The sequence below is a fragment of the Pseudomonas sp. TE21435 genome (assembly GCF_056279265.1).
Map to the genome: position 1 here is coordinate 2,488,516 of NZ_JBWBQZ010000001.1, position 24,506 is coordinate 2,513,021.

26 protein-coding genes are annotated in these 24,506 nt (G+C 61.4%); 6 read left to right on the forward strand and 20 right to left on the reverse strand.

Annotated features, from left to right (window positions below):
• Positions 1-83: 83 nt before the first annotated feature.
• The 9 genes from ACZ9C1_RS11185 to ACZ9C1_RS11225 all read right to left on the reverse strand — a co-directional run bounded on the left by ACZ9C1_RS11185 (position 84) and on the right by ACZ9C1_RS11225 (position 9,409).
• A complete protein-coding gene (locus ACZ9C1_RS11185; RefSeq protein ID WP_476253981.1) occupies positions 84-1,652 on the reverse strand; it encodes a flagellar hook-associated protein 3 in 1,569 nt (522 codons plus the stop codon).
• A 13-nt stretch (positions 1,653-1,665) separates the two neighbouring features.
• Entirely contained in the window at positions 1,666-3,714 is a 2,049-nt protein-coding gene (gene flgK, locus ACZ9C1_RS11190) for a flagellar hook-associated protein FlgK (protein WP_476253982.1), read from the reverse strand.
• Between the two features lie 12 nt (positions 3,715-3,726).
• Positions 3,727-4,926, reverse strand: coding sequence for a flagellar assembly peptidoglycan hydrolase FlgJ (flgJ, locus tag ACZ9C1_RS11195; RefSeq protein ID WP_198755353.1), 1,200 nt, complete (start codon positions 4,924-4,926; stop codon positions 3,727-3,729).
• An 11-nt stretch (positions 4,927-4,937) separates the two neighbouring features.
• Positions 4,938-6,047, reverse strand: coding sequence for a flagellar basal body P-ring protein FlgI (locus ACZ9C1_RS11200; RefSeq protein WP_046857711.1), 1,110 nt, complete (start codon positions 6,045-6,047; stop codon positions 4,938-4,940).
• Between the two features lie 12 nt (positions 6,048-6,059).
• Positions 6,060-6,755: a flagellar basal body L-ring protein FlgH gene (gene flgH / locus ACZ9C1_RS11205; protein WP_046854650.1), complete on the reverse strand. Its 696-nt coding sequence runs from the start codon at positions 6,753-6,755 to the stop codon at positions 6,060-6,062.
• A 73-nt stretch (positions 6,756-6,828) separates the two neighbouring features.
• Positions 6,829-7,614 (reverse strand): flagellar basal-body rod protein FlgG, encoded by a 786-nt coding sequence (gene flgG, locus ACZ9C1_RS11210; RefSeq protein WP_046854649.1) that lies wholly within the window; start codon positions 7,612-7,614, stop codon positions 6,829-6,831.
• Between the two features lie 48 nt (positions 7,615-7,662).
• Positions 7,663-8,403 carry a flagellar basal-body rod protein FlgF gene (flgF, locus tag ACZ9C1_RS11215; protein ID WP_046854648.1) on the reverse strand — a complete coding sequence of 247 codons (741 nt, stop codon included), beginning with the start codon at positions 8,401-8,403 and terminating at the stop codon, positions 7,663-7,665.
• Between the two features lie 215 nt (positions 8,404-8,618).
• A complete protein-coding gene (locus ACZ9C1_RS11220; protein WP_277505276.1) occupies positions 8,619-8,912 on the reverse strand; it encodes a calcium-binding protein in 294 nt (97 codons plus the stop codon).
• Positions 8,891-9,409, reverse strand: a complete 519-nt coding sequence (locus ACZ9C1_RS11225) for a calcium-binding protein (protein ID WP_277505278.1) — start codon at positions 9,407-9,409, stop codon at positions 8,891-8,893. Before ACZ9C1_RS11225 ends, ACZ9C1_RS11220 begins: the two co-directional genes overlap by 22 nt.
• A 171-nt stretch (positions 9,410-9,580) precedes the next feature.
• Between ACZ9C1_RS11225 and ACZ9C1_RS11230 the strand changes: the two genes are divergently transcribed.
• Positions 9,581-10,786 (forward strand): ISL3 family transposase, encoded by a 1,206-nt coding sequence (locus ACZ9C1_RS11230; protein ID WP_476253983.1) that lies wholly within the window; start codon positions 9,581-9,583, stop codon positions 10,784-10,786.
• A gap of 190 nt (positions 10,787-10,976) precedes the next feature.
• Here ACZ9C1_RS11230 and ACZ9C1_RS11235 read toward each other — a convergent pair whose 3' ends face one another.
• The 8 genes from ACZ9C1_RS11235 to ACZ9C1_RS11270 form a co-directional block, all read right to left on the reverse strand.
• Positions 10,977-11,162: a hypothetical protein gene (locus tag ACZ9C1_RS11235; RefSeq protein ID WP_102683069.1), complete on the reverse strand. Its 186-nt coding sequence runs from the start codon at positions 11,160-11,162 to the stop codon at positions 10,977-10,979.
• A gap of 72 nt (positions 11,163-11,234) precedes the next feature.
• Positions 11,235-12,608, reverse strand: a complete 1,374-nt coding sequence (flgE, locus tag ACZ9C1_RS11240; RefSeq protein ID WP_102683070.1) for a flagellar hook protein FlgE — start codon at positions 12,606-12,608, stop codon at positions 11,235-11,237.
• 30 nt (positions 12,609-12,638) lie between these two features.
• Positions 12,639-13,343 carry a flagellar hook assembly protein FlgD gene (locus tag ACZ9C1_RS11245; protein WP_139673359.1) on the reverse strand — a complete coding sequence of 235 codons (705 nt, stop codon included), beginning with the start codon at positions 13,341-13,343 and terminating at the stop codon, positions 12,639-12,641.
• Between the two features lie 15 nt (positions 13,344-13,358).
• Positions 13,359-13,802 (reverse strand): flagellar basal body rod protein FlgC, encoded by a 444-nt coding sequence (flgC, locus tag ACZ9C1_RS11250; protein ID WP_046854643.1) that lies wholly within the window; start codon positions 13,800-13,802, stop codon positions 13,359-13,361.
• 2 nt (positions 13,803-13,804) lie between these two features.
• Positions 13,805-14,212: a flagellar basal body rod protein FlgB gene (gene flgB / locus ACZ9C1_RS11255; protein WP_046854642.1), complete on the reverse strand. Its 408-nt coding sequence runs from the start codon at positions 14,210-14,212 to the stop codon at positions 13,805-13,807.
• Between the two features lie 216 nt (positions 14,213-14,428).
• Positions 14,429-14,992: a hypothetical protein gene (locus ACZ9C1_RS11260; RefSeq protein WP_476253984.1), complete on the reverse strand. Its 564-nt coding sequence runs from the start codon at positions 14,990-14,992 to the stop codon at positions 14,429-14,431.
• A gap of 171 nt (positions 14,993-15,163) precedes the next feature.
• Positions 15,164-15,991, reverse strand: coding sequence for a protein-glutamate O-methyltransferase CheR (gene cheR, locus ACZ9C1_RS11265; RefSeq protein WP_046854641.1), 828 nt, complete (start codon positions 15,989-15,991; stop codon positions 15,164-15,166).
• Positions 15,992-16,042: 51 nt separating this feature from the next.
• Positions 16,043-16,972, reverse strand: coding sequence for a chemotaxis protein CheV (locus tag ACZ9C1_RS11270; RefSeq protein WP_046854640.1), 930 nt, complete (start codon positions 16,970-16,972; stop codon positions 16,043-16,045).
• 64 nt (positions 16,973-17,036) lie between these two features.
• Between ACZ9C1_RS11270 and flgA the strand changes: the two genes are divergently transcribed.
• From flgA to ACZ9C1_RS11290, 4 genes are all read left to right on the forward strand, one after another.
• Positions 17,037-17,786, forward strand: a complete 750-nt coding sequence (gene flgA, locus ACZ9C1_RS11275) for a flagellar basal body P-ring formation chaperone FlgA (protein WP_102683105.1) — start codon at positions 17,037-17,039, stop codon at positions 17,784-17,786.
• Positions 17,787-17,961: 175 nt separating this feature from the next.
• Positions 17,962-18,276, forward strand: coding sequence for a flagellar biosynthesis anti-sigma factor FlgM (gene flgM, locus ACZ9C1_RS11280; RefSeq protein ID WP_046854639.1), 315 nt, complete (start codon positions 17,962-17,964; stop codon positions 18,274-18,276).
• 47 nt (positions 18,277-18,323) lie between these two features.
• On the forward strand, positions 18,324-18,791 hold the full coding sequence (locus ACZ9C1_RS11285) for a flagella synthesis protein FlgN (protein WP_102683073.1): 468 nt from the start codon (positions 18,324-18,326) through the stop codon (positions 18,789-18,791).
• 79 nt (positions 18,792-18,870) lie between these two features.
• Entirely contained in the window at positions 18,871-19,614 is a 744-nt protein-coding gene (locus ACZ9C1_RS11290) for a flagellar brake protein (protein WP_102683074.1), read from the forward strand.
• 66 nt (positions 19,615-19,680) lie between these two features.
• On the opposite strand, the gene ACZ9C1_RS11295 is transcribed toward ACZ9C1_RS11290, so the two are convergent.
• The 3 genes from ACZ9C1_RS11295 to bkdR form a co-directional block, all read right to left on the reverse strand.
• A complete protein-coding gene (locus ACZ9C1_RS11295; protein ID WP_277505288.1) occupies positions 19,681-21,009 on the reverse strand; it encodes an MFS transporter in 1,329 nt (442 codons plus the stop codon).
• A gap of 130 nt (positions 21,010-21,139) precedes the next feature.
• Positions 21,140-22,381: a glutamine synthetase family protein gene (locus ACZ9C1_RS11300; protein WP_476254571.1), complete on the reverse strand. Its 1,242-nt coding sequence runs from the start codon at positions 22,379-22,381 to the stop codon at positions 21,140-21,142.
• A 204-nt stretch (positions 22,382-22,585) separates the two neighbouring features.
• A complete protein-coding gene (gene bkdR / locus ACZ9C1_RS11305) occupies positions 22,586-23,074 on the reverse strand; it encodes a Bkd operon transcriptional regulator BkdR (protein ID WP_028691050.1) in 489 nt (162 codons plus the stop codon).
• Between the two features lie 198 nt (positions 23,075-23,272).
• On the opposite strand from bkdR, the gene ACZ9C1_RS11310 reads away from it, so the two are divergent.
• A complete protein-coding gene (locus ACZ9C1_RS11310; RefSeq protein ID WP_094011875.1) occupies positions 23,273-24,505 on the forward strand; it encodes a 3-methyl-2-oxobutanoate dehydrogenase (2-methylpropanoyl-transferring) subunit alpha in 1,233 nt (410 codons plus the stop codon).
• Position 24,506 lies beyond the last annotated feature (1 nt).

Sequence of the window (24,506 nt, forward strand, 5' to 3'; positions counted from 1 at the left end):
GGCCTGGACCGGCCCGTTGCCCGGCATCGCGCCAGGCAGAGAGCAAGGCGGCAGCAAAAGCAAGCCGCCTTGTGGCATAGCGATCAGATGTAGTTGACCAGAGACAGGCTGGAAATCTTGGCAAAAGACTGCATCGAAGCTGTCAGCTGGTTCTTCTGCATCTCCAGACGCATCATCACTTCACCGATGTCGCTGTCGCGGATCGAGCCCTGGGTCTTGGTGTTCTCGATACCCAGCGCCTCGTTGGTTTCAGCCTGTACATCAAGGGCCTGACCGCGACCACCGATCGCCGAAATGGAGGACGACACCTGGTTGGTGGCACTGGCGATATTACCTATCGCAGAGTCCAACGAGGCCAGGAAGGCTTGGCGCGCAGCCGGGTCATTGTCCTGCGGCGTGTTCAGCGCAGTGCGCAACTGGCTGATGGTATTGAGGACGTTCTGGTTCTGGTGGGTATCCACCTTGATGCCGAACGAATCACCTGCACTCGGCGGGCCGGACAGCTCGAAGCTCACACCGGCTGCGGTGGCCGTGGTCCCGCTGAGGGTCCCCGAGGAAACCGGGCGACTGTCGGCAGTCATTGGCGCGGCGTACAGTTCAAAGTCGGTAGCGCTGGTAAACTTGAGCACGGCACCACCACCCGGGAACGCGGCCTTGTAGGCGGTCGGGTCGGTGATCTTGGCATCGGTGACCTGCGACGACGACGTGTTGCCCGGACTCCGGCTACCGGAGATCGAGTCGGCCTTGGAGCTGAGGCTGAAGGTATGGCCAGCGATGGCTGCGTCCGGGTTGGCTTCATCCCCCGGCTTGAAATCGATCTTCAAGCGCAGATCCACACCGCGGAAACTGATGCTGCTGTTCTCCCCTTTAGGGTCGAACTTGCCCCCTTGGCTGGCTTCCAGGGTGACATCGTTGCCAGCAGCGTCGAGGATCTTGAACTCGGTACTGCTGGTGAACTCGATGCTGTAGGGCTCGCCGCTGCGGAAACGGTCGTTGTAGGTTGCGCTACCGGACACCTGGCCGTTGGACAGGCTGACACGGCCGTCATTGGGCAGCGGGGCAGTCTGCCTGGTTTCGCTGCGGCTGGTATTGAGCGCTTGCTCGAAGGCGCTGTAGCCAGTCTCGTTGGCCGCCAGGCTGAGCATGTCACCCACTTGCAGCATGAGATTGCTCTGGTCGCCTTGATAGCTGTAGGTGCCATCAGAGTTGCGCACATAGGGCTGGGTGTCGCCCTTGGAACCCGAGAACAGGTACTTACCGTTCTCATCTCTGCTGTTCATCAGCGAGAAAAGTTGGTCTTCCAGCGATGCCAGTTCTTCGGCGTTGGCCTTGCGATCAGCGTCGGTGAACTTGCCGTTGCCGGAACTCATGGCCAGCTCGTTGACCCGCTGCAGCACCGCGCCAATGGCATTGAGCGCGCTTTCGCTGGAGCCCAGCGCGTTGCGCACGTTGGTGATGTTGCCCTTGAACTGGTCGAGCATGTTCTGCTGCTGTTCGAGCTGCAACAGACGCGCATAGCCAACCGGATCATCGGCGGCGGTGCGCACGCGGATGAAGTCGCTGGCTTCTTGCTGGGTCTTGTTGAGATTGCCAAAAGTACGCTCGTAGTTGGCGCTGCTGCTGGAGTAGAACTGCGGAGTGGAGATGCGCATGGCCTACGGCTCCTTAAAGGCTGTTGATCAAGGTTGCGAAGGTTTCCTGTGCCGCCTTGATGATCTGCGACGACGCGGTGTAGTACTGCTGGAACTTGACCAGGTTGCCGACCTCTTCATCCACCGACACCCCCGAGCTGGAGTTGCGGCTGGTCAGCGCGGAGCCATGCAGCGCGTTGGTGGCGTCGCTGTCCATCGATGCCTGGTTGGTCTTGCCGCCGACATTGGATACCAGCTTGGCGTAGGCATCGGTGAAGCTGATGCCCTTGCTGCCATCGCCGGTATTGACCGTGGGTTTGGTTTGCAGGTCGATCACCGACTGTGCATTGCGGTTGTCTGCAGAACCGGCCTTGGTCAGCGATACGGTGTAGTTGTCACCATTCTTGGGCGCACCGGATATGCTCATCTCGAACGAGAAGTTCATTTGAGCGCCACTGGCGTCATTGATCGGGTTGCCGTTGCCATCGACCATTGGCACAGACAGCTGCAGCTTGTTTTCCTGGCCAGGGATGACCGTACCGCTGCCAAGCGGGTTACCTTTGGAGTCGTACATGGTGTACGCCTGAGGCGATACGGAATCGTCGCCAAACACCAGCTTGACCGGGGTCGAATACTTCAGCCCCGTCTGCATGTCCGAGCGTTGCTTGGCGTCGTAGATATCCAGCTTGGACGTCAAGGTGGGCTGGGAGATCTGCCCGGTCCCCTTGTTGCCCGAACCGCTGGTGGCGTTCAGCGGGCTGGCCATGGCCAGGCGGCTCGGGTCGGTCAGCACGGTTTCCATGCTGGCCGCCGCGTTGCGGGTCGGGGTGATCTTGAAGCTGTCGCCGGCAACCGGGGTGCCACCATTGAGGTTGAGCGTGAAACCGTCGATCACAGGAGGTGGGTCGGCCGTGATATCGAAGGTACCCATCTCGGAATTATCGGGCAGCCGGCGCACGGAATACTCGGTGGCGCTGGTGAATACGACTTGATAGTCGTTGGTGGTGAGCTTGCCGCTGTCCTTGATGTGCACATCGAGGTTGCCGGAGCCGGCACTGTTGCCCAGCTTGGGGATGCTGCGACCGGCAACGGCCGCTGCGCTGTTGATATCGCCAAAGAGGGTCGCACCGAACTGGCCATTCTTGTCGATACCCTGGGCCAGCTGGCTGTTGATCGCATCGGCGACCACCAGCGCCACACGGCCCAGCTCGTTGAGCGCAGGGTCGAGGGTGTCCTTGCGGTAGCGCAACAAGCCACCGATTTCGCCACCGGTAGTGTTGTCGGTGATGTCCATTTTGGTCGAACCGCGGTTGAGCACCAGGTTCATGCGCGTCGGGTCGGTCGGGGCGGGTTCCACACCCAGCGTCTGGGTGGAGTTGCCCAGCACCAGGGACTGGCCATTTTTCAGATAGATGTCGTAGCTGCCTTCGCGCTCCACCACGTCCACGCCGACAAGCTTGTTCAGCTCGCGCACCGCGCCATCACGCTGGTCAAGCAAGTCATTGGGCTGACCATTGACAACACCGAGCTTGGCGATCTGCTGGTTGAGGTCGGCGATGGTCTTGGTGATGTTGTTCACCTGTTCGGCCATCGACCCCAGACTGCCGTTGATGTTGGCGTTCTGCTGGGTGAACTGCGCCGACAGCGTATTGAAACGCTTGGCAAGTGATTGTGCGCTGGTCAGCAGCAACTGGCGCGAGGCATCTTCGGTGGGCTTGGCAGAAGCATCCTGCATGGCGCTGAAGAAGCTTTTGAGTGCGGCAGTGATACCGGTGTCGGCGCCCGACAGGGCAGTGTTGAGCGGGCCGATCTGATTAAGATAAGTGTTGGCGTCACTGGAGAGCGACGTGGTGGTACGCAACTGGTTCTCGATGAAGGCGTTGTACACCCGTCGCACATCGGCCAGGGTGGTGCCGGTCCCCATGAATACCTGGCCAACCTGCTGGGCACCCTTGGTCTTTTGCACCATTTGTTGGCGAGAGTAACTTTCAACATCGGCGTTGGCGATGTTGTTACCCAGGACGTACATCCCGGACTGGGCGGCACCCAGCCCCGACATACCGATATTGATCAAACTCGCCATGGTTCCCTGCCCTTAAAGTTGTGTACTGGTACCGAGCATTGCGTAGCTCTGCTGCGACTTCATCTGCTTGGCGATCTGCGAGATCTTGCTGGCGTAATTGGGGTCGGTGGCGTAACCGGCCTTTTGCAGCTCTCGCACAAACTGTTCTGGTTTATCGGCGGCGCTCACGGCATCTTGATAGCGTGAATTGCTCTGCAGCAAAGTTACCAGGTCGTGAAAACTTTCCTGATAGCTGTCGTAGGAACGGAACGCAGCCGTCTCCTTGACGAACGCACCATTGCGGAACTCGCTGGTGATCGCACGCGCCTCACCACCCTGCCAACTGCCAGTAGCCTTGATGCCAAACAGGTTGTGGCTGCTGCTGCCATCGGCATTACGCATGACCGATTTGCCCCAGCCGGTTTCCAGCGCTGCCTGCGCCACCAGGTAGCGCGGGTCGATGCCAATGCGCTTGGCAGCCTGTTCGGCCATCGGCAGCATGGTCTCGACGAAGGCGTCGCTGTCGGCGAAAGCCTTTTTCGGTGCCAGCGGGGGCTGAGCCACAGCGCGCCCGAGAATCTGCAGGTTGCCGCTCGGGGCCGCGAACGCCCTGGCCGGCTCCCAGTCGCCAGTTGCAACGCCACCGACCGGGATGTCGCCACGGCGCGGCAACGCCGCCGTGTTGGTCGCTGTGGCCGGGCTGCCGGCAGACGGCACGATACCGGCCAGCAGGCGATCGGTGAGCTTGCCCGGCAGTGCCAGGCGCCGCGAGTTGAGCGCCGCCACGTCATTGCGCACACCCGCGCCTGCCTCGGCATGCACTGGCGCGGCGACTTTCGACGCCCACAACGCTGGGGCACGCCCTTCGATACGTGGGAACGGGCTGGTGTTCACAGAAGCGGCCTTGTTCTTGGACAACTGGCGCACCAGCACGTCCTGCAGGCCAATACCGCCACCCTCGCGGGACATGCTCACAGCCAGCTGCTGGTCGTACATGTCTCGGTACTGCTTGACCGTGTCGCTGTTCATCGGGCTGTCTTCATCGGCCATGACATCGGTGGCCTTGCGCGATGCCTTGAGCAGCTCGCTGATGAACATCGACTCGAATTCCTGGGCTACCTTGCGAACATTGCCCTCGCTATCCCGATCACCATGCTTGAGCGCGCTCAGGCGATTGAGGTCGGTGTAGGCGCCGCTGTCGATCTGGCTGGACACCTGAGTTTTTGGATTCATCAGACGCCCCCTTAGATCACGATCAGGTCGGCTTGCAATGCGCCGGCCTGCTTCAAGGCTTCGAGGATCGCCATCAGGTCGCCTGGCGCCGCACCCACCTGATTCACTGCACGGACGATTTCATCCAGCGTGGTACCGGGGCCGAACTTGAACATCGGCTTGGCTTCCTGCTGGGCATTGACCCGCGAACGCGGCACGACCGCAGTCTGGCCATTGGAGAATGGCCCCGGCTGGCTGACGATAGGGTCTTCGGTGATGGTCACGGTCAGGCTGCCGTGGGTGACGGCCGCCGGCGAAACCTTGACGTTCTGGCCGATGACGATGGTACCGGTACGCGAATTGATGATGACCTTGGCCACTGCCTGGCCCGGATCGATTTCGAGGTTCTCCAGGATCGACAGGTAGTCGACGCGCTGGCTTGGATCCATGGGTGCGGTCACCCGTACCGAACCGCCATCAAGGGCCTGGGCCACGCCAGGGCCGAGCAGCTCATTGACCTTGTCGACGATCCGCTTGGCCGTGGTGAAGTCTGGGCGGTTGAGGTTGAGGGTAAGGCTGTTGCCCTGGTTGAAACCGCTGGGTACGGCACGTTCGACGGACGCACCACCCGGGATGCGGCCCGCCGACGGAACATTGACGGTGATCTTCGAGCCGTCACGGCCCTCGGCATCGAAACCACCTACAACCAGGTTGCCCTGGGCGATGGCGTAGACATTGCCATCAATCCCCTTCAACGGGGTCATCAACAGGCTACCGCCACGCAGGCTCTTGGAGTTACCGATCGACGACACGGTAATGTCGACCACCTGGCCAGGTTTGGCGAAGGCCGGCAGGTCGGCATGCACCGACACCGCCGCCACGTTTTTCAGCTGCACGTTGCCAGACCCAGGCGGCACCTTGATGCCGAACTGCGACAGCATGTTGTTGAACGTCTGCAGGGTGAACGGCGTTTGCGTCGTCTGGTCACCGGTGCCATTCAAGCCGACCACCAGGCCGTAGCCAATCAACTGGTTGGCACGCACGCCGGAAATGCTGGCGATGTCTTTCAGGCGCTCGGCGTGAGCGCCGAACGCGCAGGACAAAAGAAGTGTCGCGGCAATCAACCGCCTAGCGTTGAACATGGTCATCCGTACTCAAAAGGGCCAGAGCGGGCTGATGAAGAAACGGTCCAGCCAACCGGGCTGGCTGGCATCGGCGAAGGAGCCGGTGCCCGAATAGGTGATGCGCGCATCGGCCACACGGGTGGACGGCACGGTGTTGTCGGTGGCGATGTCATCGGCACGTACCAGGCCTGCAATGCGCACCAGCTCTTCGCCGGTGTTCAGGGTCATCCATTTTTCGCCACGCACGGCAATGATGCCGTTGGGCAGCACTTCGGCCACGGTAACGGTGATCGAACCGGTGAGCGTGTTGCCCTGGGTGGCCTTGCTGTCGCCCTTGGTGCTGCGATCGCCGCTGTAGCCTGCGTCAAGGCTGAGGTCCCCGCTGCCCAGCGGGTTGTTGGTGTTGGGCACGGTACCGAACAGCGAGGTGAGGCCAATATTGGCCTTGCTGTTCTTCTGGATCTGGGAACCTGCGTTCTTGCTCGCCGAGGTACGCTCGTTGAGGGTGATGGTGATGATGTCACCCACCCGGAACGCCTTGCGGTCGGTATACAAGCCTTGTTCGAAACCGGCCTGGTAGATCGAGCCGTTATTGGCCGCTGCCGGCAGCGGGGTGCGCGGCAGAACCGGCGCGTAGTACGGGTCGTTGGGCTTGGGCGTCGGTGCGACGCAACCAGCCAGCAACACCGCCCCCCCCAGGGCGAAAACGGACAACAGACGATACATGACTCTTACCTCTGGCAGGCGCTGTAGCAGCGTGCGGTTTATCGGCGGCCCGAAGTGGCTGGGCCGCCAGGGCTTACAGTTGCTGAGTGACGAACGACAGCATCTTGTCTGCGGCGGAGATGACCTTGGAGTTCATCTCGTAGGCGCGCTGGGTGGTGATCATGTTCACCATCTCCTCGACCGTGCTGACGTTGGAGTTTTCCAGGGTCTGCTGCAACGTGAGACCGAAGCCGTTCAGCCCCGGGGTACCGACCTGTGGCGCACCGCTGGCGGCGGTTTCGAGGAACAGGTTGTTGCCCATGGCCTGCAGGCCGGCCGGGTTGATGAAGTCGGCGGTCTGGATGTTGCCGATGATCTGCGCAGCCGGGTTGCCCTGGGTGGTGATCGACACGGTGCCGTCCTGGCCCACGGTGAAGGTCTGGGCATCCGGCGGCACGACAATGGCAGGTTCCAGCGCGAAACCGTTGGCGGTGACCACCTGGCCATCGGAGTTCAGGTGGAAGGTGCCGTCACGGGTGTACGACACGGTGCCATCAGGCTGGAGCACCTGGAAGAAACCGCGGCCATTGATTGCCATGTCCAGCGGGTTCTCGGTGTTCTGCAACCCGCCAGTCTGGAAGTTCTTCTGAGTGCCGACCACGCGCACACCGGTACCGACCTGCAGGCCCGAAGGCAGCTCGCTGTCCTGGGTGGACTGCGCGCCAGGCTGGCGCTTGATCTGGTACAGCAGGTCCTGGAACTCGGCGCGATCACGCTTGAAGCCGGTGGTCGAAACGTTGGCCAGGTTGTTGGAGATGACCGTCAGGTTGGTGTCCTGGGCGGACAGGCCGGTTTTAGCGACCCAAAGAGCCGGAAGCATTTAGTGTTCTCCTCGTGCGCCTGTTTTACGGCACTCGTTCAAATGTGATTAGCCGATTTGCAAAACACGCGCCATGGCTTCGTCGCCTTCCTTGGCCGCGCTCATCATCTTGACGTGCAGTTCGAATTGACGGGACAGCGCCAGCATCGAAGTCATCTCGCCGACGGCATTGACGTTGCTGCCCTCGAGGAAACCCGACACCACACGCACATTCACATCGGCGTCTGCGGGTTGGCCGCTGGCGGTATGGATCAGACCATCCAGCCCCTTGGTCATGCCCTTGGTGTCCGGGTTGACCAGCTTGATACGGTCCACTTCGGCCATTACCCGCGGGTCTTCGCCCATGGCGCGGATGCTGATGGTGCCGTCGTCACCGACCTCGACCTTCTGCTCTGGTGGAATGGCGATAGGGCCGCCGTTACCGATGACCGCCATGCCATTGCCGGCCCGCAGCACGCCGAGCGCGTCAATGTTCAGGCTGCCGGTACGCACATACGCTTCGCTGCCGTCGGGTGCCTGCACGGCGATGAAACCATCACCGGTGACCGCCACATCCAGTTCACGACCGGTTTCAACCAACGGGCCGGCACTGAAATCGGTGGCCGGGCGCTCGCTCATGGCGAAAGCACGCGCCGGAAAGCTGTCACCGAATACCGGCATCGAGCGCGCCTGCTCCAGGTCGCGCTGGAAACCGTTGGTGGAAACGTTCGCCAGGTTGTTGGCATGGGCCTTCTGCGCCAGTGCGTTCTGGCTGGCGCCGGTCATGGCCACGTAAAGCATCTTGTCCACAGTCATCCTCCGCTGCACGGGCGATCGATTGCCGGTCGCCGTGGCTGTGGCAAGCGTTGAGCAAGTTTCGCGCCAACTACCATAGAAACGGCAAAGACCCCGGTTTACGGGGCCTTTGCTGAAAAGCCCGGCGCGCGCGAGACAAAATCTCGGCGGCGGGTAGCCGGCAGCGGCAAGGGCTGGCCGCCCTCGACGCTACGGGCGACACTTGGCTGTCAGGTGATGGTGAAGGTATCTCCGTTGTTGGCCTGGAACGACTCGATAGTGTTCGAGCCGGCGTACCAGTTACTGAGCATCACACCGTAATCCAGGTTGCCGGCATTGCTCGAGATGTACCAGGCCGAATCCCGCCCGGCACCGCCATTGATCACATCCGCCCCAGCGCCGCCGATGAAGTTCTCGCTCGCGGCAGTCCCGATGAACGTGTCATTGAAGGCCGCGCCCTCGAAGCTCTCGATACTGGTGAACAGGTCATGGCCGGTTGCGTTCAGAATCGAGCGTGATGCCACCCCCCACCCGCGAACGTCAACAGATCGACGCTGCCAGCGCCATTGAAGTCATTAGCCTGGTCGTTGGCCACGAAGACATCACCCAAGGATGATCCGACGAACTTCTCGATGCCCTCGAAGGTATCGCCTTCGGCGATGCCACCGTGCTGGCCGGTCTTGAGATTCAGGAGGATGCCTGAACTGCTGTCGCCATACGAAACGGTGTCGATACCCACCCCATCGACGAATCGGTCGGCACCAGCGCCACCAAACAAGGTGTCATCGCCAGCACCACCGACAATCACATTGGTACTGGCATTGCCATAGCCGGTGAAGTTGCCGGTACCGATGAAGGTCAGGTTCTCCACCTCGCTGGTCAGCGTGTAGTTGGCCAGGGTCGTGCGCACTTCGTCGATGCCACCGCCAGCCTGCTCGAACACGCCAGCGGTGTTGTACAGGTAGTAGACGTCGTTACCGGCACCACCGGCAAAGCGCTTGCTCAAACCTGTCGCCTGCATGATGACGGTGTCGTCCTGGCTACTACCGATGACACTGAGCCCGAAAACAGGGCCACGCCGATCAGGCCTTTTTTCAGGTTCTTCACGGAATCCCAGGAAAGACAGAAACAAGAACGCCGGTTTGATGGATGATGTTCGTGCGAGCAAACACATCTACAAACCGGCGTTCTTGTGCACGATATTAATACGTTTCTGCCCTTTTGGGAGGGCTTTTCTGTCACCGCGATCCGGCATGACGGCAACGACCTGTTGATCGACCTGATTCCGCAGCCCACCAGATTCCCCACCTGCAGCGGCTGTCATCAGCCCAGCACCGCCATCCACGAATACTGTCAGCGCTCAATCCGTGACCTGCCCATTCTTGGCCGGGCGGTGCGATTGAATGTCGAGCTGCGACGCGTTGGGTGTAGCGCATGTGGCAAGCGAATGGAGTCAGTCCGCTGGCTTGACCGCTATTCGCGGATGACCAGGCGTTTGTCCGAAGCCGTGATCCAGGCTTGCCAAAGACTGCCCACCTTGCACGTCGCGGAGCTGTTTGGTTTGCATTGGGACAGCGTGCGTTTGCTGGAGCGGCGGGCGCTACAGGCCGCACTGGAGAAGCTGCCGAGGGCCCAGCCCAGACGCTTGGTGATGGATGAGTTCGCTCTGTTCAAAGGGCATCGCTACGCCAGCGTGGTGTTGGATGCCGACACTCGCCGGGTGCTGTGGATTGGCGAAGGGCGTAGCCGAGCCGCTGTCAGGCCCTTTTTCGAGGAGCTGGGGCCGGAGGGCTGTGCACGGATCGAAGCAGTGGCAATGGACATGAACACCGCATTTGACTTGGAGGTGCGCCAACATTGCCCTAGGGCACGCGTTGTCTATGACCTGTTTCATGTGGTCGCCAAGTATGGGCGAGAGGTGATTGACCGGGTACGGGTCGATGAGGCCAACCGCCTGCGCCAGGACAAACCCGCGCGCAAGGTGATCAAGCAAGCGCGGTGGCTGCCGCTGCGCAATCCAGAGAACCTCAAGCGAGAAGATCAGCAGGTACATCTGCAGGATCTGCTGGCGGCCAACCAATCGCTGATGACAGTTTACTTGATGAAGGCAGAGCTCAAAGCCCTGTGGTCGCCTACCACCGCTTGGGGGTGGCGATCAGCCTGGAAACAGTGGCTGCGCTTGGCTGCTGAAAGCGAAATACCGGCGCTGAAGCAGTTTGCTAGACGGCTGAAGGGATACTGGCGCGGCATCCTGAGCAGGGTGCGATGGCCCATGCACACCGGGCAGTTGGAAGGCATAAACAACCGGATCAAGGTGATCAAGCGGATGGCTTACGGCTACCGGGACAGCGAATTCTTTTTCATGAAGATCAAGTATGACTTTCCCGGCAATCCGTGAAGAACCTTTTTTCAAGGCCACGCCAAGCGCTGCCGGCAGCACGTTGGCACCAGTATCCTTAGTGCTTTTCACGAGCTCCGATCCTTGGAACAAGACGCTTGCCAGACACTCGAACGAGTGAGGTGGCACGGATAATACCTGAAGGAAATCCGCCAATTGATGGCCTCAAACCATCATTTTTTGCCCTGCATCAAAGGGATCTGCAAGCGGCATTGTCGAACGGTCCGGCAAAGCGCTTCCAACCATCACCGGGTGACCATTGCGAACACACCAGACGCCCGTCGGCCTGACTTTCCCAACGCCACCAAGGGGCCATCGCGGCCTGTGCCTGTAGCAGGCAGAACGCCGCGACAGCAGCAGCCAGCAGCTTTTTCATGGGGACTCTCCTTGAAAACGACGAACCCCTTCTTGCAAAGGGGTTCGTTGACAAGCGATCAGCCAGCGACCATCAGGTCATCTGGATGATGGTCTGCATGATGGTGCTTTCGGTGGAGATGGTCTTGGCGTTGGCCTGGTAGTAGCTCTGGGCCTTGATCAGCTCCACCAGCTCCTGGGTCAGGTTGACGTTGGAGGCTTCCAGCGAGTTGGACTCGATCTCGCCCAGCGTACCGGTTTTCGGCGCGTCGATACCCGGAATGCCCGAGGAGAAGGTTTCCTTCCAGCGGGTGCCGCCCGTCTGCTGCAGGCCCTGCTCGTTGGCGAAGCTGGCGATTGCCACCTGGCCAATGGCGCGGGACTGCTGGTTACTGAAGCTGGCAAACATCACGCCGGAGGAGTCGATCGACAGGCTCGACAGGATACCGGTGGCGTAGCCGTCCTGGGACTGCGACATACGAGCAGTTTCAGTGTTGTAGGACGTGGTGCTCTTCATCGAAAGCTGCATGCCGTCAGCATTACCCTGGGAACCATTGGGCGCCCAATTGCCCGCCGCATCCTTGGCGGCAGGAATCCAGTTCTTCAGGGTGAAGGTGTTGTTGACCACGCTCCAATCGCCCGCCGGCACGCCAGGTACTGGAGGCGTGCTCCCATCGTTCTGGGCCGCCATGGACTTCACCGAACCATCGGGATTGAACGACATGGTGGCGGTCAACGGCTGGGTGCTGGACGGATCGAGCGGGTTTCGGCCCTGGACCAGGGTGTACATGGTCCATTCATTCTGACCTGTCTTGCGGTAGAACTGCTCCATGACGTGCTCGTTACCCTGGCTGTCATAGACCTTGGTAGGGAACGATTTGGTGTAGGTGCTCTGATCGGTCGGGTTGAACGGCTTGTTCGGGATCATCGTGCCGGAACCATCATCGATTTCCAGCGGAATATCGGGGGCCGAGGAGTTCAGGTTGATGCCCTGCTCGATCAGCGTGGTGGCCTTCGGCGCCAGCGCCGAAGTGTCGATCCGCAGGTCGGTCAGCACACCCTTGACGATCTTGCCGTTCTCATCGGTGCTGTAACCGCGCAGGTTCAGGCCATCGGAGGTGACCACATAGCCATCCTTGTTGGTCTGGAACGCACCTGCCCGGGTGTAGGTCATCGAGCCGTTGTCGGACAGCACGAAGTAACCCTGCCCCTGGATACCCATGTCCAGCACGTTACCGGTGTTGTTGACATCACCCTGGCCGAACTGCTGGGAAACCGAGGCCAGGCGCACGCCGTTGCCGATCTGGTTCTTGCCCACGCCCAGGCGGTTGGAGCCTGCATAAACGTCGGCGAACTCGGCACGCGACGACTTGAAGCCGACGGTGTTGACGTTGGCAATGTTGTTGCCGGTAACGTCCAGTTGCTTGTTGGCTGCGTAAAGACCGCTAAGGCCGATATTGAAAGACATGCATTCACTCCTTCTGCCGATCTAGCGGCCTTAGATTCCAATAGATTGTACTTTCGAGACGCCGATCTTCTGGCCGCCTGCCACGGTGAGCATCATCTCGCTACCGCCCTGGAAGCTGACACTGGTGATCTTGGCCGGCAAAAGCGTGTACATGGTCTGCGCCTTGCCATCGACCGTCGTGGTGGCGGTGAAGGTGTACTGGCCAGGGTCGACCTTCTCACCCTTCTCGTTGGTGCCGTCCCAGATGAAGTCGGCGGTGCCTTTGGCCTGCTCGCCCAGGCTGATGGTCTTGACCACCTTGCCGTCCTTGTCCTTGATCTCGACCTTGCCGTCGGTGATGTTCTGCGGCACGACAACTTGACCGGTGAAGCTGGCGGTGGTGTCGACCATCGCCTTGTCGGTATCCAGGATCACCGAGCGCCCCACCAGCGTGGTGGCCTGCAGCGCCTGACTCGACGCTATGCCGCCAATGATATTGTTGACCGAGCCGTTCAGGGTCTGGATACCTTCCAGGCTGCTGAACTGGGCCAGCTGCGCAATGAATTCGCCGTTATCCTGCGGATCCAGCGGGTTCTGGTGCTGCATCTGGGTAACCAGCAGCTTGAGGAACGCATCCTTGCCCAGCGCGTTCTTGTCGACGGGCTCGGTGGTGGTTTTCTTGGTACCAGTGCTGACCCCGGACGCGTTGAGTACGTCGTTCAGGTTCACGCCATTGTTGGTGTTGGTCACTGCCATGGTCCGGATTCCTTATCACTGACCCAGGGTCAGTACTTTCTGCATCATGGTCTTGGCGGTATTCATCAGTTCGGCGTTGGTCTGGAACGCGCGGCTGGCAGAGATCATGTCAGCCATCTCCTCAACTACGTTGACGTTCGGGTAGTAGACATAGCCATCCTTGTTCGCCGCCGGGTGGCTTGGCTCGTAGCGGGCTTCGAGATTACTCTGATCCTCGATGATGCCCTTGACCTCGACCCCCTGCCCGGCCTGGCCCTGATCTTCGAACAGCGATTGGCCGGCGCCGGCCTGGGCCTGCTGGAAGGTGGTGGCGAATACCGGGTGGCGCGCACGGTAGGTCTGGTCGATGCTCGACGACACGGTCTCGGCGTTGGCGATGTTCGACGCAACGGTGTTCAGACGCGTGTTCTGCGCGCTCATGCCGCTACCGGCAATATTGAAGACACTGGCAAGAGACATGGTCACTCTCCACGCAGGGCCGATACCAGCCCTTTGAATTTACTGTTGAGCAGGGTGAAGCTGGCCTGGAAGCCAACGGCGTTTTCCGCGTAGTTCGATTGTTCCAGGTGCGCGTCCACGGTGTTCTGGTCGATCGACGGCTGCATCGGCGTGCGGTACTTCAGCGTATCGTCCATCATGGCCAGGCCTTCGGCCTCGATATGACGGCTGTCGGTACGCTCCAGGGCGATGCGTCCCTTCTGCTGCTTGTCGGACTCGGCAGCGAGCACGGACGAGAAGTCCATGTCACGCGCCTTGTAGTTGGGCGTGTCGGCGTTGGCGATGTTGTTGGCCAGCACTTCGGCACGCTGAGCGCGAAAGCCCAGTGCCTTTTCGTGAATGCCAAGCGCCTTGTCGAAGCTGATGCTCATGTCGGGGACCTTTGAAGGTGACCAGAGTTCGTTTGCTATGGCTTTAGCAAGCCCTGTGCCAACCATCTTGAACCCCATGAGTACGGGGGTTTTGCCTGTTTCAGGCCGCGCCTTATGCCAGAAAAGCGGCAATGTGCTTCCGCCTTGAGCTACCCAGGCGGCAATCGGCAGGCGGCAAAAGCGGCAAACCAAAAAATTGACGTCAAAACAAACACGTCAATTGGCCACCAATCGGGTAGCATCCGCGTCCCGCGCGCCATCGCCATCCACGCCACCACGGACGCCAGCAACCGACCGGCGGTGCTGGCCGGCATCGACAACCAGGGACAGATCTTCGCCGGCTACCAAGGCGCGCAAGGCATCGTGCTGGATGGCGCGAGCATCTTCGACAGCCTGGGGCGCCACATCGACAACAGTGGCAGGATCGTAGCGGCCGACACTGCCATCCGCATTGGCAACACCACCCATGATGGCACTGGCGTGCCGCCCTGGCAGAAGGCCAACGGCGACCTGAACATCTTCAACAGCGGCGAGATCTGGGGCAACGTCGCCATCAATGCCACCGGCAGCAATCGCCCTGTCGAGCTGATCATGCGCAAAGGCAGCATGATCCAAGGCGACCTCCTTGGCCTGGCCAACATCGAAGTCGAAGGTGACAGCGCCTACGGGATTGCCCACGGCGGGCGCGGCAGCAACAGCATCCGCCTGGCGAACAACGGCTGGCTCGACGTCGGCGACCGCAGCGAGCCGCCGACCACATTCAGCCTGCAGAGCCTCCACGCCACCCTCGACGGCAACCTGCGGGTAGCCGACAACTCGGCACTGGGCATGTGGCTGGCAGCCAGCACCGCCCCGTCCACCGCTGTGCTCAAAGTCAGCGGTATCGCCGAATTCGGCCAGAACGCACAAAAAAAGGCCGGTATCTCGCGATACCGGCCTTTTTGTCGAGCCTCATTTGGCCTGGTAGATGATCCCCGGGCTGCACTGGACCATCTGGTAGTGGTCCGGCAGCCCGTTGAGCGCCTCGGACGCCCCGAGGAACAGGTACCCCCCGGGCTTGAGCGTGGCGTGAATACGCATGAGGATGTCCTTCTTGACCTGGGCCGAGAAGTAGATCAGCACGTTGCGGCAGAACACGATGTCGAACTTGCCCAGCGGCGCATAGCTGTCGAGCAGGTTGTAGGAACGGAACTCGACGCGACTGCGGATCGGCGGCTTGATCGCCCAGCGCCCCGGCCCCTTGGTGTCGAAGTAGCGCTGCAGGCGCTCCTGCGACAGGCCACGGGCAATGGCCAGGCTGTCGTACTCACCGGTCTTGCAGTTGTTGAGCATGGCACCGGACAGGTCGGTGGCAACGATCTGCGCGCCCATCTTCAACTGACCCAGGTTGGTCCGCTCGAACTCGTCGATGGCCATCGACAGCGAGTATGGCTCCTGCCCCGATGAACAGGCCGCCGACCAGATGCGCAGGCGCTGGCCCGGGTTGTTCTTGATGAACTCCGGAATCACCTTGTTCTTGAGCACCTCGAACGGGTAGGTATCGCGAAACCACAGCGTCTCGTTGGTGGTCATGGCATCGACCACCTGCTCGCGCAAGCCACCGCGTGGCTGGGTCTGGATGCGCTGCACCAGCTCGCCCAGCGACTTGATGCCCTGTTGCTCCATCAGCTTGTTGAGACGGCTGGAGACCAGGTACTGCTTATTCTCGCCCAGCAGGATGCCACAGGCTTTCTCCAGGAATACCCGGAACTGTTCGAAATCCAAATTACCCGTAGACAATGCTGCCGCCTCTTCTTAAATCGCTAGCGCCGGGGGCGAACCCCGGCCGTTTCAATGACTCGCCTTGATCCGATCGACCACGCGCTGGGCGAGGTCATCCGGCCTGAACTTGGCCAGGAAGTCATCGGCACCGACCTTCTTGACCATCGCCTGGTTGAATACCCCGGACAACGAAGTATGCAGGCAGATGTGCAGTTTTTGCATGCGCGGATCGCTGCGGATCTCCGCCGTGAGGGTATAGCCGTCCATTTCCGGCATTTCAATATCCGAGATCATCATGAGGAACTCCTCCTCCGGACGCTTGCCCTCATCCACCAGCTTGCGCAGGTAATCCAGGGCCTGGCGACCATCGTTGAGCGCCACCACCTCGACACCCACGGTCTGCAGGCATCGACTCACCTGCTTGCGCGCCACCGACGAATCATCGACGGTCAATACCCGCAGCATCACCGCCTTGTCCTGTACCTCGGCATCGATCACACCTTCCGACACCGACTCGGAAGATGGCGCCACCTCGGCCAGCACCTTCTCCACATCGATGATCTCGACCATGCGGTTGTCGACGCGGGTCACGGCAGTCAGGTAGTGATCGCGCCCGGTACCCTTGGGTGGCGGATGGATCTCTTCCCAGTTCATGTTGACGATGCGCTCGACCGAGTGCACCAGGAAGCCCTGGGTCTTGGTGTTGTACTCGGTGATGATGACGAAACTCTTGCGTGTTTCTTCCTTCAGCCCTGGCAGACCGGTCGCCATCGACAGGTCGAGGATCGGGATCGTCGCCCCGCGTATGTTGGCCACGCCGCGCACCACCGGATGGGATTTAGGCAGCAGCGTCAGGTCGGGGCACTGCAGCACTTCCCGGACCTTGAAAACATTGATGCCGTAGAGCTGGTCGCCATTGAGGCGAAACAACAGCAGCTCCAGGCGATTCTGCCCCACCAGCTGTGTACGCTGGTTGACCGAATCCATCACTCCAGCCATGCCGGACTCCTTCAACGATTACCCTGTGCAGCAAGTCGGCACGGGCTTTGCTTTTTTGAGCGTCATGCATACGAAAACGACATTTTTCCGACGACTGACGCGCCTGCTGACCGGCCCCCTGGCTGTGCTGTGCCTGGTAGCACCCGGCGCGCGTACGCTGGCGGACTCTTTTACCTTGCCTGAACAGCTTATCGGTGTCACTCAAGGCTTTCTTGAATTCACCGTCGAAGATTATCTGGCAACCACCCAGACTCAGGGCCGCTACGAGATCGAAGTCAACAAGCTTGACCCGCGCCTGCGCATGCCGCTGTGCAGCCAACAGTTGGATGCCTCACTGGAAGGCTCGACCCCGCTGGGCCGGGTAACAGTGAGGGTGCGTTGCGACGGTGCCGCGCCCTGGACCGTATTCGTGCCCGCCCAGGTGCGCCTGCTGCGCGATGTCGTGGTAATGACCCGGCCACTGAAACGCGAAAGCATCATCGATGAAAGCGATGTGGCCCTGCGCGAGCGCGATGTAGGCACCCTGGGCCCCGGCTACCTGACCCTGCTGGAGCAGGCCGTGGGCATGAAACTGCTGCGCCCCACGGTACTTGACCAGGTTTTGACCCAACAGCACCTGGAACAGGCCGAAGTGGTGCGCAAAGGCGACCACGTAGTGATCATCGCCCGCAGTGGCAACCTGAGTGTGCGCATGCCGGGCGAAGCCCTCGACAAGGGCGGGATGCAAGCGCAGATCCGCGTGCGCAACCTCAATTCCAAACGGGTGATCAAGGCCCGGGTAACCGGTGCCGGGCAAGTCGAGGTCGCCATGTAACCTACCCTGCGTCAGGATTTCGACAGAGGGGTGGCGGTGTGCAACCTCGGCCCCTAAACTCTGTCAGATATCGGGATACGCAAGCCAGCTTCAGGCCGTGTTGCATTCGTGCCTAAAGTTTTTTTCGGTTTGGTCGAAAACAAGGCATGCGTCCTAATTCCCAGGGGTTTTGATCATGGTCATCGACTTCAGTCGTTTGAATAACTCTCCGTCCGTCACGGGCGGCGTTCGCGGCAACACCGCGTCCGGCAACGCCGCTAAAGCCGGCGAGGCCAACGAAGCGCCCAAGCACACCGGTGCCAGCGGAGAAACAGTACATCTGAGCCCAGAGGCCCAGCAATTGCAGAAGATCAGCGACAAGCTGCGCGATCAGCCCACCGTCAACAGTGCCCGTGTGGCCGAGTTGAAACAGGCCATCGCAGACGGCAGCTACAAGGTCGATGCCGACCGGGTCGCTAGCAAACTGCTTGATTTCGAAGCTCAGCGCTAACCACCAGGCGCGCTGACTTCAAGGACGCACCACGCCAAGAGTTAGCCATGCACGACATCACTCTGCTGCAACTGATCGAAGACGATTTAGCACCGACGCAGGAACTGCTCGACCTTCTACAAAAGGAGGCAGTGGCCCTGCACGGTCGGGACATGGCCAAGCTGGAGCAGATCCTTGCCCGCAAGCAATCCCTGATCGTCCTGCTTGAGCAGCAGGGGCTGCGGCGCAACAACCTGCTCACTGGGCTCGGCCTCAGCGCCGACCGTGCAGGCGTGAAAGCCGTCGCCGAGCTGTCGCCCAATGGCGAGATCATCATGCAGCAGCTCGATGTGCTGACCCAACTGATGGACAACTGCCAGCAGGTCAACGAGACCAATGGGCGGATCATCCAGGCGCAGCAACACGCCACGACCAATCAGATCAGAATCCTCATGGGCGGCGACTCCCCGTCGCTCTATGACAGCCGTGGCGCCACATCGCCCATGGACAAGCCCCGGGCAATCAGCCAGGTTTGATTATTTGTTTCAAGGCACGGAACATACTGGCAAAATGCCGTAACTTGCGTGTGCCGTTTTGCCTGGAGATTGATAACCCGTGTTCAATGAATCCGATGCTCCCCAGCCCCCAAAGGTGCTGACCACCCCTTTGGAGATCGCGGCCAACTTGCGCCAGCTGCTGGATAGCCACGACCCACTGATCATCAGCTTCCATGAGCGCAGCCAGCGGTTCCAGAGCTATGTGGTGCATGTCGACCGGGAAAGCGGTGTCCTGGCACTGGATGAGATGATCCCTCGCGACGGCGAGAAGTACATCGAGAGCGGCGAACCCTTCCGCGTCGAAGGCTTCCACGACGGCGTGCGCATCGCCTGGGAAAGCAACATACCGCTGACCATCACCGAGATCGACGGCCACCGCTGCTACCGTGGCCCGCTGCCCGAGGAAGTGACCTATCACCAACGCCGCAATGCCTTCCGCGCCGCGCTGAAGCTGTCGCAACTGGTCGACGTGACCCTCGACGGCACCCACCTCAAGGGCAATGGCGCGTTGCGCGGCAAACTGCTGGATATCTCGGCAACCGGCTGCAAACTGCGCTTCGACGGCAACGTCGAGGACCGCCTGCAACTCGGCCAGGTCTATGAGCGCTTCAAGGCCGGCACCCCACTGGGGTTGACCGACACCCTGGTCGAACTGCGCCACCTGCACTTCGAAGAGCGCATCAACACCACCTTCGCCGGGGTGCGCTTCCACAACCTCAACGGCCAGGCCCAGCGCAAGATCGAGAGCTTCGTCTATCAGTTGCAGCGTGAAGCGCGGCGGTTCGACAAGGACGACTATTGATCGTCGCCAGCCCATGAAAAACGCCACCCCTCGGGTGGCGTTTTCATTGGTGCCCGGGCAGGCCGCCTAGGACATCGATTTGCCCCCCTCGCCTTGCGCCTGCGCACCGGCATCCTCCTCGGTATCTTCCGCCGCCACCGGCGCCTGCATCACATCCTGCACCGTCTGCTCATCCACCCGCGGGTCGAGGGCCGCCGACAAGGGCGAGCCCGCCGCTGGCATCGCCACGTGCCCCAGCGGCGCATCCTGGACCTGGTGCAGCCCAGTGACTGCCTTGGGCCGAATGCGCCACACCAGCACCAACGCGAAGAACACGAAGAAGGCGTAGAGCATCTGCGCGCCCAGCAGCTTCATCAGCACCCCGGCCGCCAACGGTCCGATACAGGCGCCCACACCATAAGTGACCAGCAGCATCGCGGTCAGCGAGACCCGCCGCTCACTCTCCACGTGGTCATTGGAGAACGCCACCGCCAAGGGATACAGGCAGAACTGCAACAGCGAAATGACAAAGCCCATGGCGAACAGCAGCTCGAGCGGAACCCCCGGCAGGATCGCCAGCGGCGCGGCGGCCAGGGCCAGGCCGATGGCCACGCTGCGGATCAGCACGGCGCGATCATAGCGATCGGAAAGCCAGCCCAGCGGCCACTGCACCAGCAGCCCGGCAAAGATGCAGCAGCCCATGAACAGGCCGATCTGCTCGGTGCTCAGACCCTGGCTGGACGCATACAGCGGCGCCAGGCCATAGAAGGAGCCGACGATCAGGCCCGAACCAAGCACAGTTGACAGCGATTGCGGCACGCGTTTGATGAAGAACTTCGGCTCCATCGGCGCCGGGCGCAACGGTGCGGGGTGAATGCGCCGGGTCATCGCCACCGGCACCAGGCACAAGGCAAAACACATCGCCACCAGCATCAGCAGTTCCGGCCCCAGTTGCGGGTGCACCACCAGGATCAACTGGCCGAGCACCAGCCCCAGGTAGGAGGCAATCATGTAGCCGCTGAACACCGCGCCACGGTGCTTGGCGTCGGCCTGTTCGTTGAGCCAGCTCTCGATAACCATGTACTGGCACATCATGCCCAGGCCGACGATCATACGCAGCCCGACCCAGGCCGGCAGCCAGTTGGTCAGCCCATGCCCGAGCACCGCGGCGCCGACAATGCCGGCACACGTGGCATAGGCACGGATATGCCCGACCCGGCCGATCAAGCGGTGCCCTACCTTGCCCCCCACCGCCAGGCCGAAGTAGTTGGCCGCCATCAGCGCACCGATCCACAGGCTGTCGACATGATCGGCGGCCAGGCGCAAGGCCAGGTAGGTACTCAGCAGGCCCGAGCCGATCAGCATCATCAAGGCGGCGAAGTACAGCGACTGAAACGGCTTCCAGATATTTCGCATACGTCCCGTCAAGCTCCTTGACCAGGTGGCGTTGGGTTGCAGGCAAGCATAAAAGCAAATCCATCTTGGCACAGGCCCCCAGGCAGCAAAAAGAGCCATGGGGGCGCATCCAGTAGCGGTTGTGTCGCGCTCAGGCCTGCGCGGCCAGCACGCGGCGCTCCCAGGGGGTGATTTCATCGAAGAAATCGCTCAGTTCCAGGGTCTTGGTGGCGATGTAGCCTTCGATGAACTCCTTGCCGAACAGTTCCCGCGCCAGGTCGCTGCGCTTGAGCCGCTCAAGCGCGGCATGCAAGGTGCAAGGCAGGCTGAGGTATTCCGGCACCTCGAACTCGCCCTGGATGGCCGGCGTCGGCGCGATCTGCCGCTCAATGCCGTGCAGGCCAGCGGCAAGGCTCGCGGCAATGGCCAGGTAGGGGTTGGCATCGGCACCCGGCAGGCGGTTTTCCACCCGCCGTGCCACAGGCGAGCTGGCCGGAATGCGCAGGCCCGCGGCACGGTTGTCCTCGGACCAGCAGGCGTTGTTCGGTGACGCATAAGGGTGGCACAGGCGCTGGTAGGAATTGACGTTCGGCGCGAACAGCGCGGTGAAGTCGGCCAGGCAGGCCTGCAGGCCACCGATGAAATGGTGGAAGGTGTCGGTCGCCCTGCCCTGCTCGTCGCTGAACACGTTGCGCCCACTGCCGACCTCCACCAGGCTCTGGTGAATGTGCATCGAACTGCCGGGTGTGTGTGCCAGTGGCTTGGCCATGCACACCACGATCAGGCCATGCTTGAGCGCGACCTCCTTGAGCAGGTGCTTGAACAGGAAGGTCTGGTCGGCCAGCAGCAAAGGATCGCCGTGCAGCAGGTTGATCTCGAACTGGCTGACACCCATCTCATGCATGAAGGTGTCGCGTGGCAGGCCCAGCGCCGCCATGCAGCGGTATACCTCGTTGAAGAACGGGCGCAGACCGTTGTTGGAGCTGACACTGAAGGCCGAGTGGCCCATTTCCCGGCGTCCGTCCTTGCCCAGCGGCGGCTGGAACGGCTGGGTCGGATCGGCGTTGGCGGCAAAGACAAAGAATTCCAGCTCCGTCGCCACCACCGGGGCCAGCCCGCGCTGCGCATATCGGGCGATCACCGCCTTGAGCTGGCCACGGCTGGACAACCCTGAAGGGCTACCATCGAGTTCCACCGCATCGCAGATCGTCAACGCCCGAGGTTCGTCGCTCCAGGGCAGGCGATGGATCTGCGAGGGTTCGGCCACCAGCGCGAGGTCGCCATCGTCGCTGCCATAGTATTTTGCCGCCGGGTAACCGCCCATGATGCACTGCAGCAGCACGCCACGGGCCATCTGCAGGCGGCGCCCCTCGAGGAAGCCCTCGGCGGTCATCACCTTGCCGCGGGGCACGCCGTTGAGGTCGGGGGTGACGCACTCGATTTCATCGATGCCCTCCAGGAGCACTGCCTGGTTGCGCGGGCCTTCGGTCGTCATGACGCTGTCCTTCTTGTTGTGTTCGCATGCCGGGAATGGCGACGCACACAACATAGGCCGGGGGTGTTTAAAATATCAAGCACCCCAGGCACCGCGCCCGGATCATTGCTCGCGCAACGTCATGCCATTGGCCGGCAGCGGCAACGCGGTCTTGTAGCGCACCTGCTTCAAGGCAAAGCTGGAGCGAATGTTCGCCACCCCGGGCAAGCGTGTCAGGTAATCGAGAAAGCGCTCCAGTGCCTGGATGCTTGGCAGCAGGACCCGCAGCAGGTAGTCGGGGTCGCCGGTCATCAGGTAACACTCCATCACCTCAGGGCGCTCGGCAATTTCTTCCTCGAAGCGGTGCAGCGACTGCTCCACCTGCTTTTCCAGGCTGACATGGATGAACACATTCACATCCAGCCCCAGCGCCTCGGGTGACAACAACGTCACCTGCTGGCGAATCACCCCCAGCTCCTCCATGGCCTTGACCCGGTTGAAGCACGGCGTGGGCGACAGGTTGACCGAACGCGCCAGCTCCGCGTTGGTGATGCGGGCGTTTTCCTGCAGGCTGTTGAGGATGCCGATATCCGTTCGATCCAGTTTACGCATGAGAGAAATTGACCTGGTTTTTGTGTTTGTACGGAATGTTTATCTGCGCCACGGGAGAAAGGCAACGAACTTGAGAGAAAAATTCTCCTGCCGTCCCCCTATGATGTAAAAAGACGCTGACCTGCCAGTCACGAGCCGGCAGTCAGCGGCGGCCGCTTCAAAGCTCACAAAAACAACATTCGAGCGAGCGTAAAAAGCATGAACGAGTACGCCCCCCTGCGTCTGCATGTGCCCGAGCCTACAGGCCGGCCAGGCTGCCAGACCGATTTCTCCTACCTGCGCCTGAACGACGCGGGTCAAGTCCGTAAACCCCCTATCGATGTGGAAGCCGCCGACACTGCGGACCTTTCCTACAGCCTCGTGCGCGTGCTCAACGAGCATGGCGACGCCGTTGGCCCGTGGGCCGAGGGCATCGAGCCGCAGGTGCTGCGCCAGGGCATGCACGCCATGCTCAAGACGCGCATCTTCGACAGCCGCATGGTGGTTGCCCAGCGTCAGAAGAAGATGTCCTTCTACATGCAGAGCCTGGGCGAGGAAGCCATCGGCAGCGGCCAGGCCCTGGCCCTGAACCGCACCGACATGTGCTTCCCCACCTATCGCCAGCAGAGCATCCTGATGGCCCGCGACGTGTCGCTGGTCGACATGATCTGCCAGCTGCTGTCCAACACCCGTGACCCGCTCAAGGGCCGCCAGCTGCCGATCATGTATTCGGTGCGCGAGGCCGGCTTCTTCACCATCAGCGGCAACCTGGCCACCCAGTTCGTCCAGGCGGTCGGCTGGGCCATGGCCTCGGCGATCAAGGGCGATACCAAGATCGCCTCGGCATGGATCGGCGACGGCGCCACCGCCGAGTCCGACTTCCACACCGCGCTGACCTTCGCCCACGTCTACCGCGCCCCAGTGATCCTCAACGTGGTCAACAACCAGTGGGCGATCTCTACCTTCCAGGCCATCGCCGGTGGCGAGTCGACCACTTTCGCCGGCCGTGGCGTGGGTTGCGGCATCGCTTCGCTGCGAGTGGACGGCAACGACTTCATCGCCGTCTACGCCGCCTCGCGCTGGGCCGCCGAACGCGCCCGCCGCGGGCTGGGCCCGACGCTGATCGAGTGGGTCACCTACCGCGCCGGCCCGCACTCGACTTCGGACGACCCGTCCAAGTACCGCCCGGCCGACGACTGGAGCCACTTCCCGCTGGGCGACCCGATCGCCCGCCTCAAGCAGCACCTGATCAAGCTTGGCCACTGGTCCGAGGAAGAGCACCAGGCGGTCACCGCCGAGCTCGAGGCCGAGGTGATCAAGGCGCAGAAGGACGCCGAGCAGTTCGGCACCCTGAGCAACGGCCATATCCCCAGTGCCGCGTCGATGTTCGAAGATGTGTACAAGGAAATGCCCGACCACTTGCGCCGTCAGCGCCAGGAACTGGGGGTCTGAG

Coding starts and splice junctions, on each gene's coding strand:
- flgE (WP_102683070.1), bottom strand. CDS start 12,608: ATGTCTTTCAATATCGGCCTTAGCGGTCTTTACGCAGCCAACAAGCAA.
- ACZ9C1_RS11235 (WP_102683069.1), bottom strand. CDS start 11,162: ATGAAAAAGCTGCTGGCTGCTGCTGTCGCGGCGTTCTGCCTGCTACAG.
- flgK (WP_476253982.1), bottom strand. CDS start 3,714: ATGGCGAGTTTGATCAATATCGGTATGTCGGGGCTGGGTGCCGCCCAG.
- ACZ9C1_RS11300 (WP_476254571.1), bottom strand. CDS start 22,381: ATGACCGCCGAGGGCTTCCTCGAGGGGCGCCGCCTGCAGATGGCCCGT.
- flgC (WP_046854643.1), bottom strand. CDS start 13,802: ATGTCTCTTGCCAGTGTCTTCAATATTGCCGGTAGCGGCATGAGCGCG.
- flgH (WP_046854650.1), bottom strand. CDS start 6,755: ATGTATCGTCTGTTGTCCGTTTTCGCCCTGGGGGGGGCGGTGTTGCTG.
- ACZ9C1_RS11245 (WP_139673359.1), bottom strand. CDS start 13,343: ATGGCAGTGACCAACACCAACAATGGCGTGAACCTGAACGACGTACTC.
- flgG (WP_046854649.1), bottom strand. CDS start 7,614: ATGCTTCCGGCTCTTTGGGTCGCTAAAACCGGCCTGTCCGCCCAGGAC.
- ACZ9C1_RS11200 (WP_046857711.1), bottom strand. CDS start 6,047: ATGTTCAACGCTAGGCGGTTGATTGCCGCGACACTTCTTTTGTCCTGC.
- flgM (WP_046854639.1), top strand. CDS start 17,962: ATGGTCATCGACTTCAGTCGTTTGAATAACTCTCCGTCCGTCACGGGC.
- flgB (WP_046854642.1), bottom strand. CDS start 14,212: ATGAGCATCAGCTTCGACAAGGCGCTTGGCATTCACGAAAAGGCACTG.
- ACZ9C1_RS11310 (WP_094011875.1), top strand. CDS start 23,273: ATGAACGAGTACGCCCCCCTGCGTCTGCATGTGCCCGAGCCTACAGGC.
- bkdR (WP_028691050.1), bottom strand. CDS start 23,074: ATGCGTAAACTGGATCGAACGGATATCGGCATCCTCAACAGCCTGCAG.
- ACZ9C1_RS11270 (WP_046854640.1), bottom strand. CDS start 16,972: ATGGCTGGAGTGATGGATTCGGTCAACCAGCGTACACAGCTGGTGGGG.
- flgA (WP_102683105.1), top strand. CDS start 17,037: ATGCATACGAAAACGACATTTTTCCGACGACTGACGCGCCTGCTGACC.
- flgJ (WP_198755353.1), bottom strand. CDS start 4,926: ATGAATCCAAAAACTCAGGTGTCCAGCCAGATCGACAGCGGCGCCTAC.
- ACZ9C1_RS11185 (WP_476253981.1), bottom strand. CDS start 1,652: ATGCGCATCTCCACTCCGCAGTTCTACTCCAGCAGCAGCGCCAACTAC.
- ACZ9C1_RS11225 (WP_277505278.1), bottom strand. CDS start 9,409: ATGCAGGCGACAGGTTTGAGCAAGCGCTTTGCCGGTGGTGCCGGTAAC.
- ACZ9C1_RS11285 (WP_102683073.1), top strand. CDS start 18,324: ATGCACGACATCACTCTGCTGCAACTGATCGAAGACGATTTAGCACCG.
- ACZ9C1_RS11295 (WP_277505288.1), bottom strand. CDS start 21,009: ATGCGAAATATCTGGAAGCCGTTTCAGTCGCTGTACTTCGCCGCCTTG.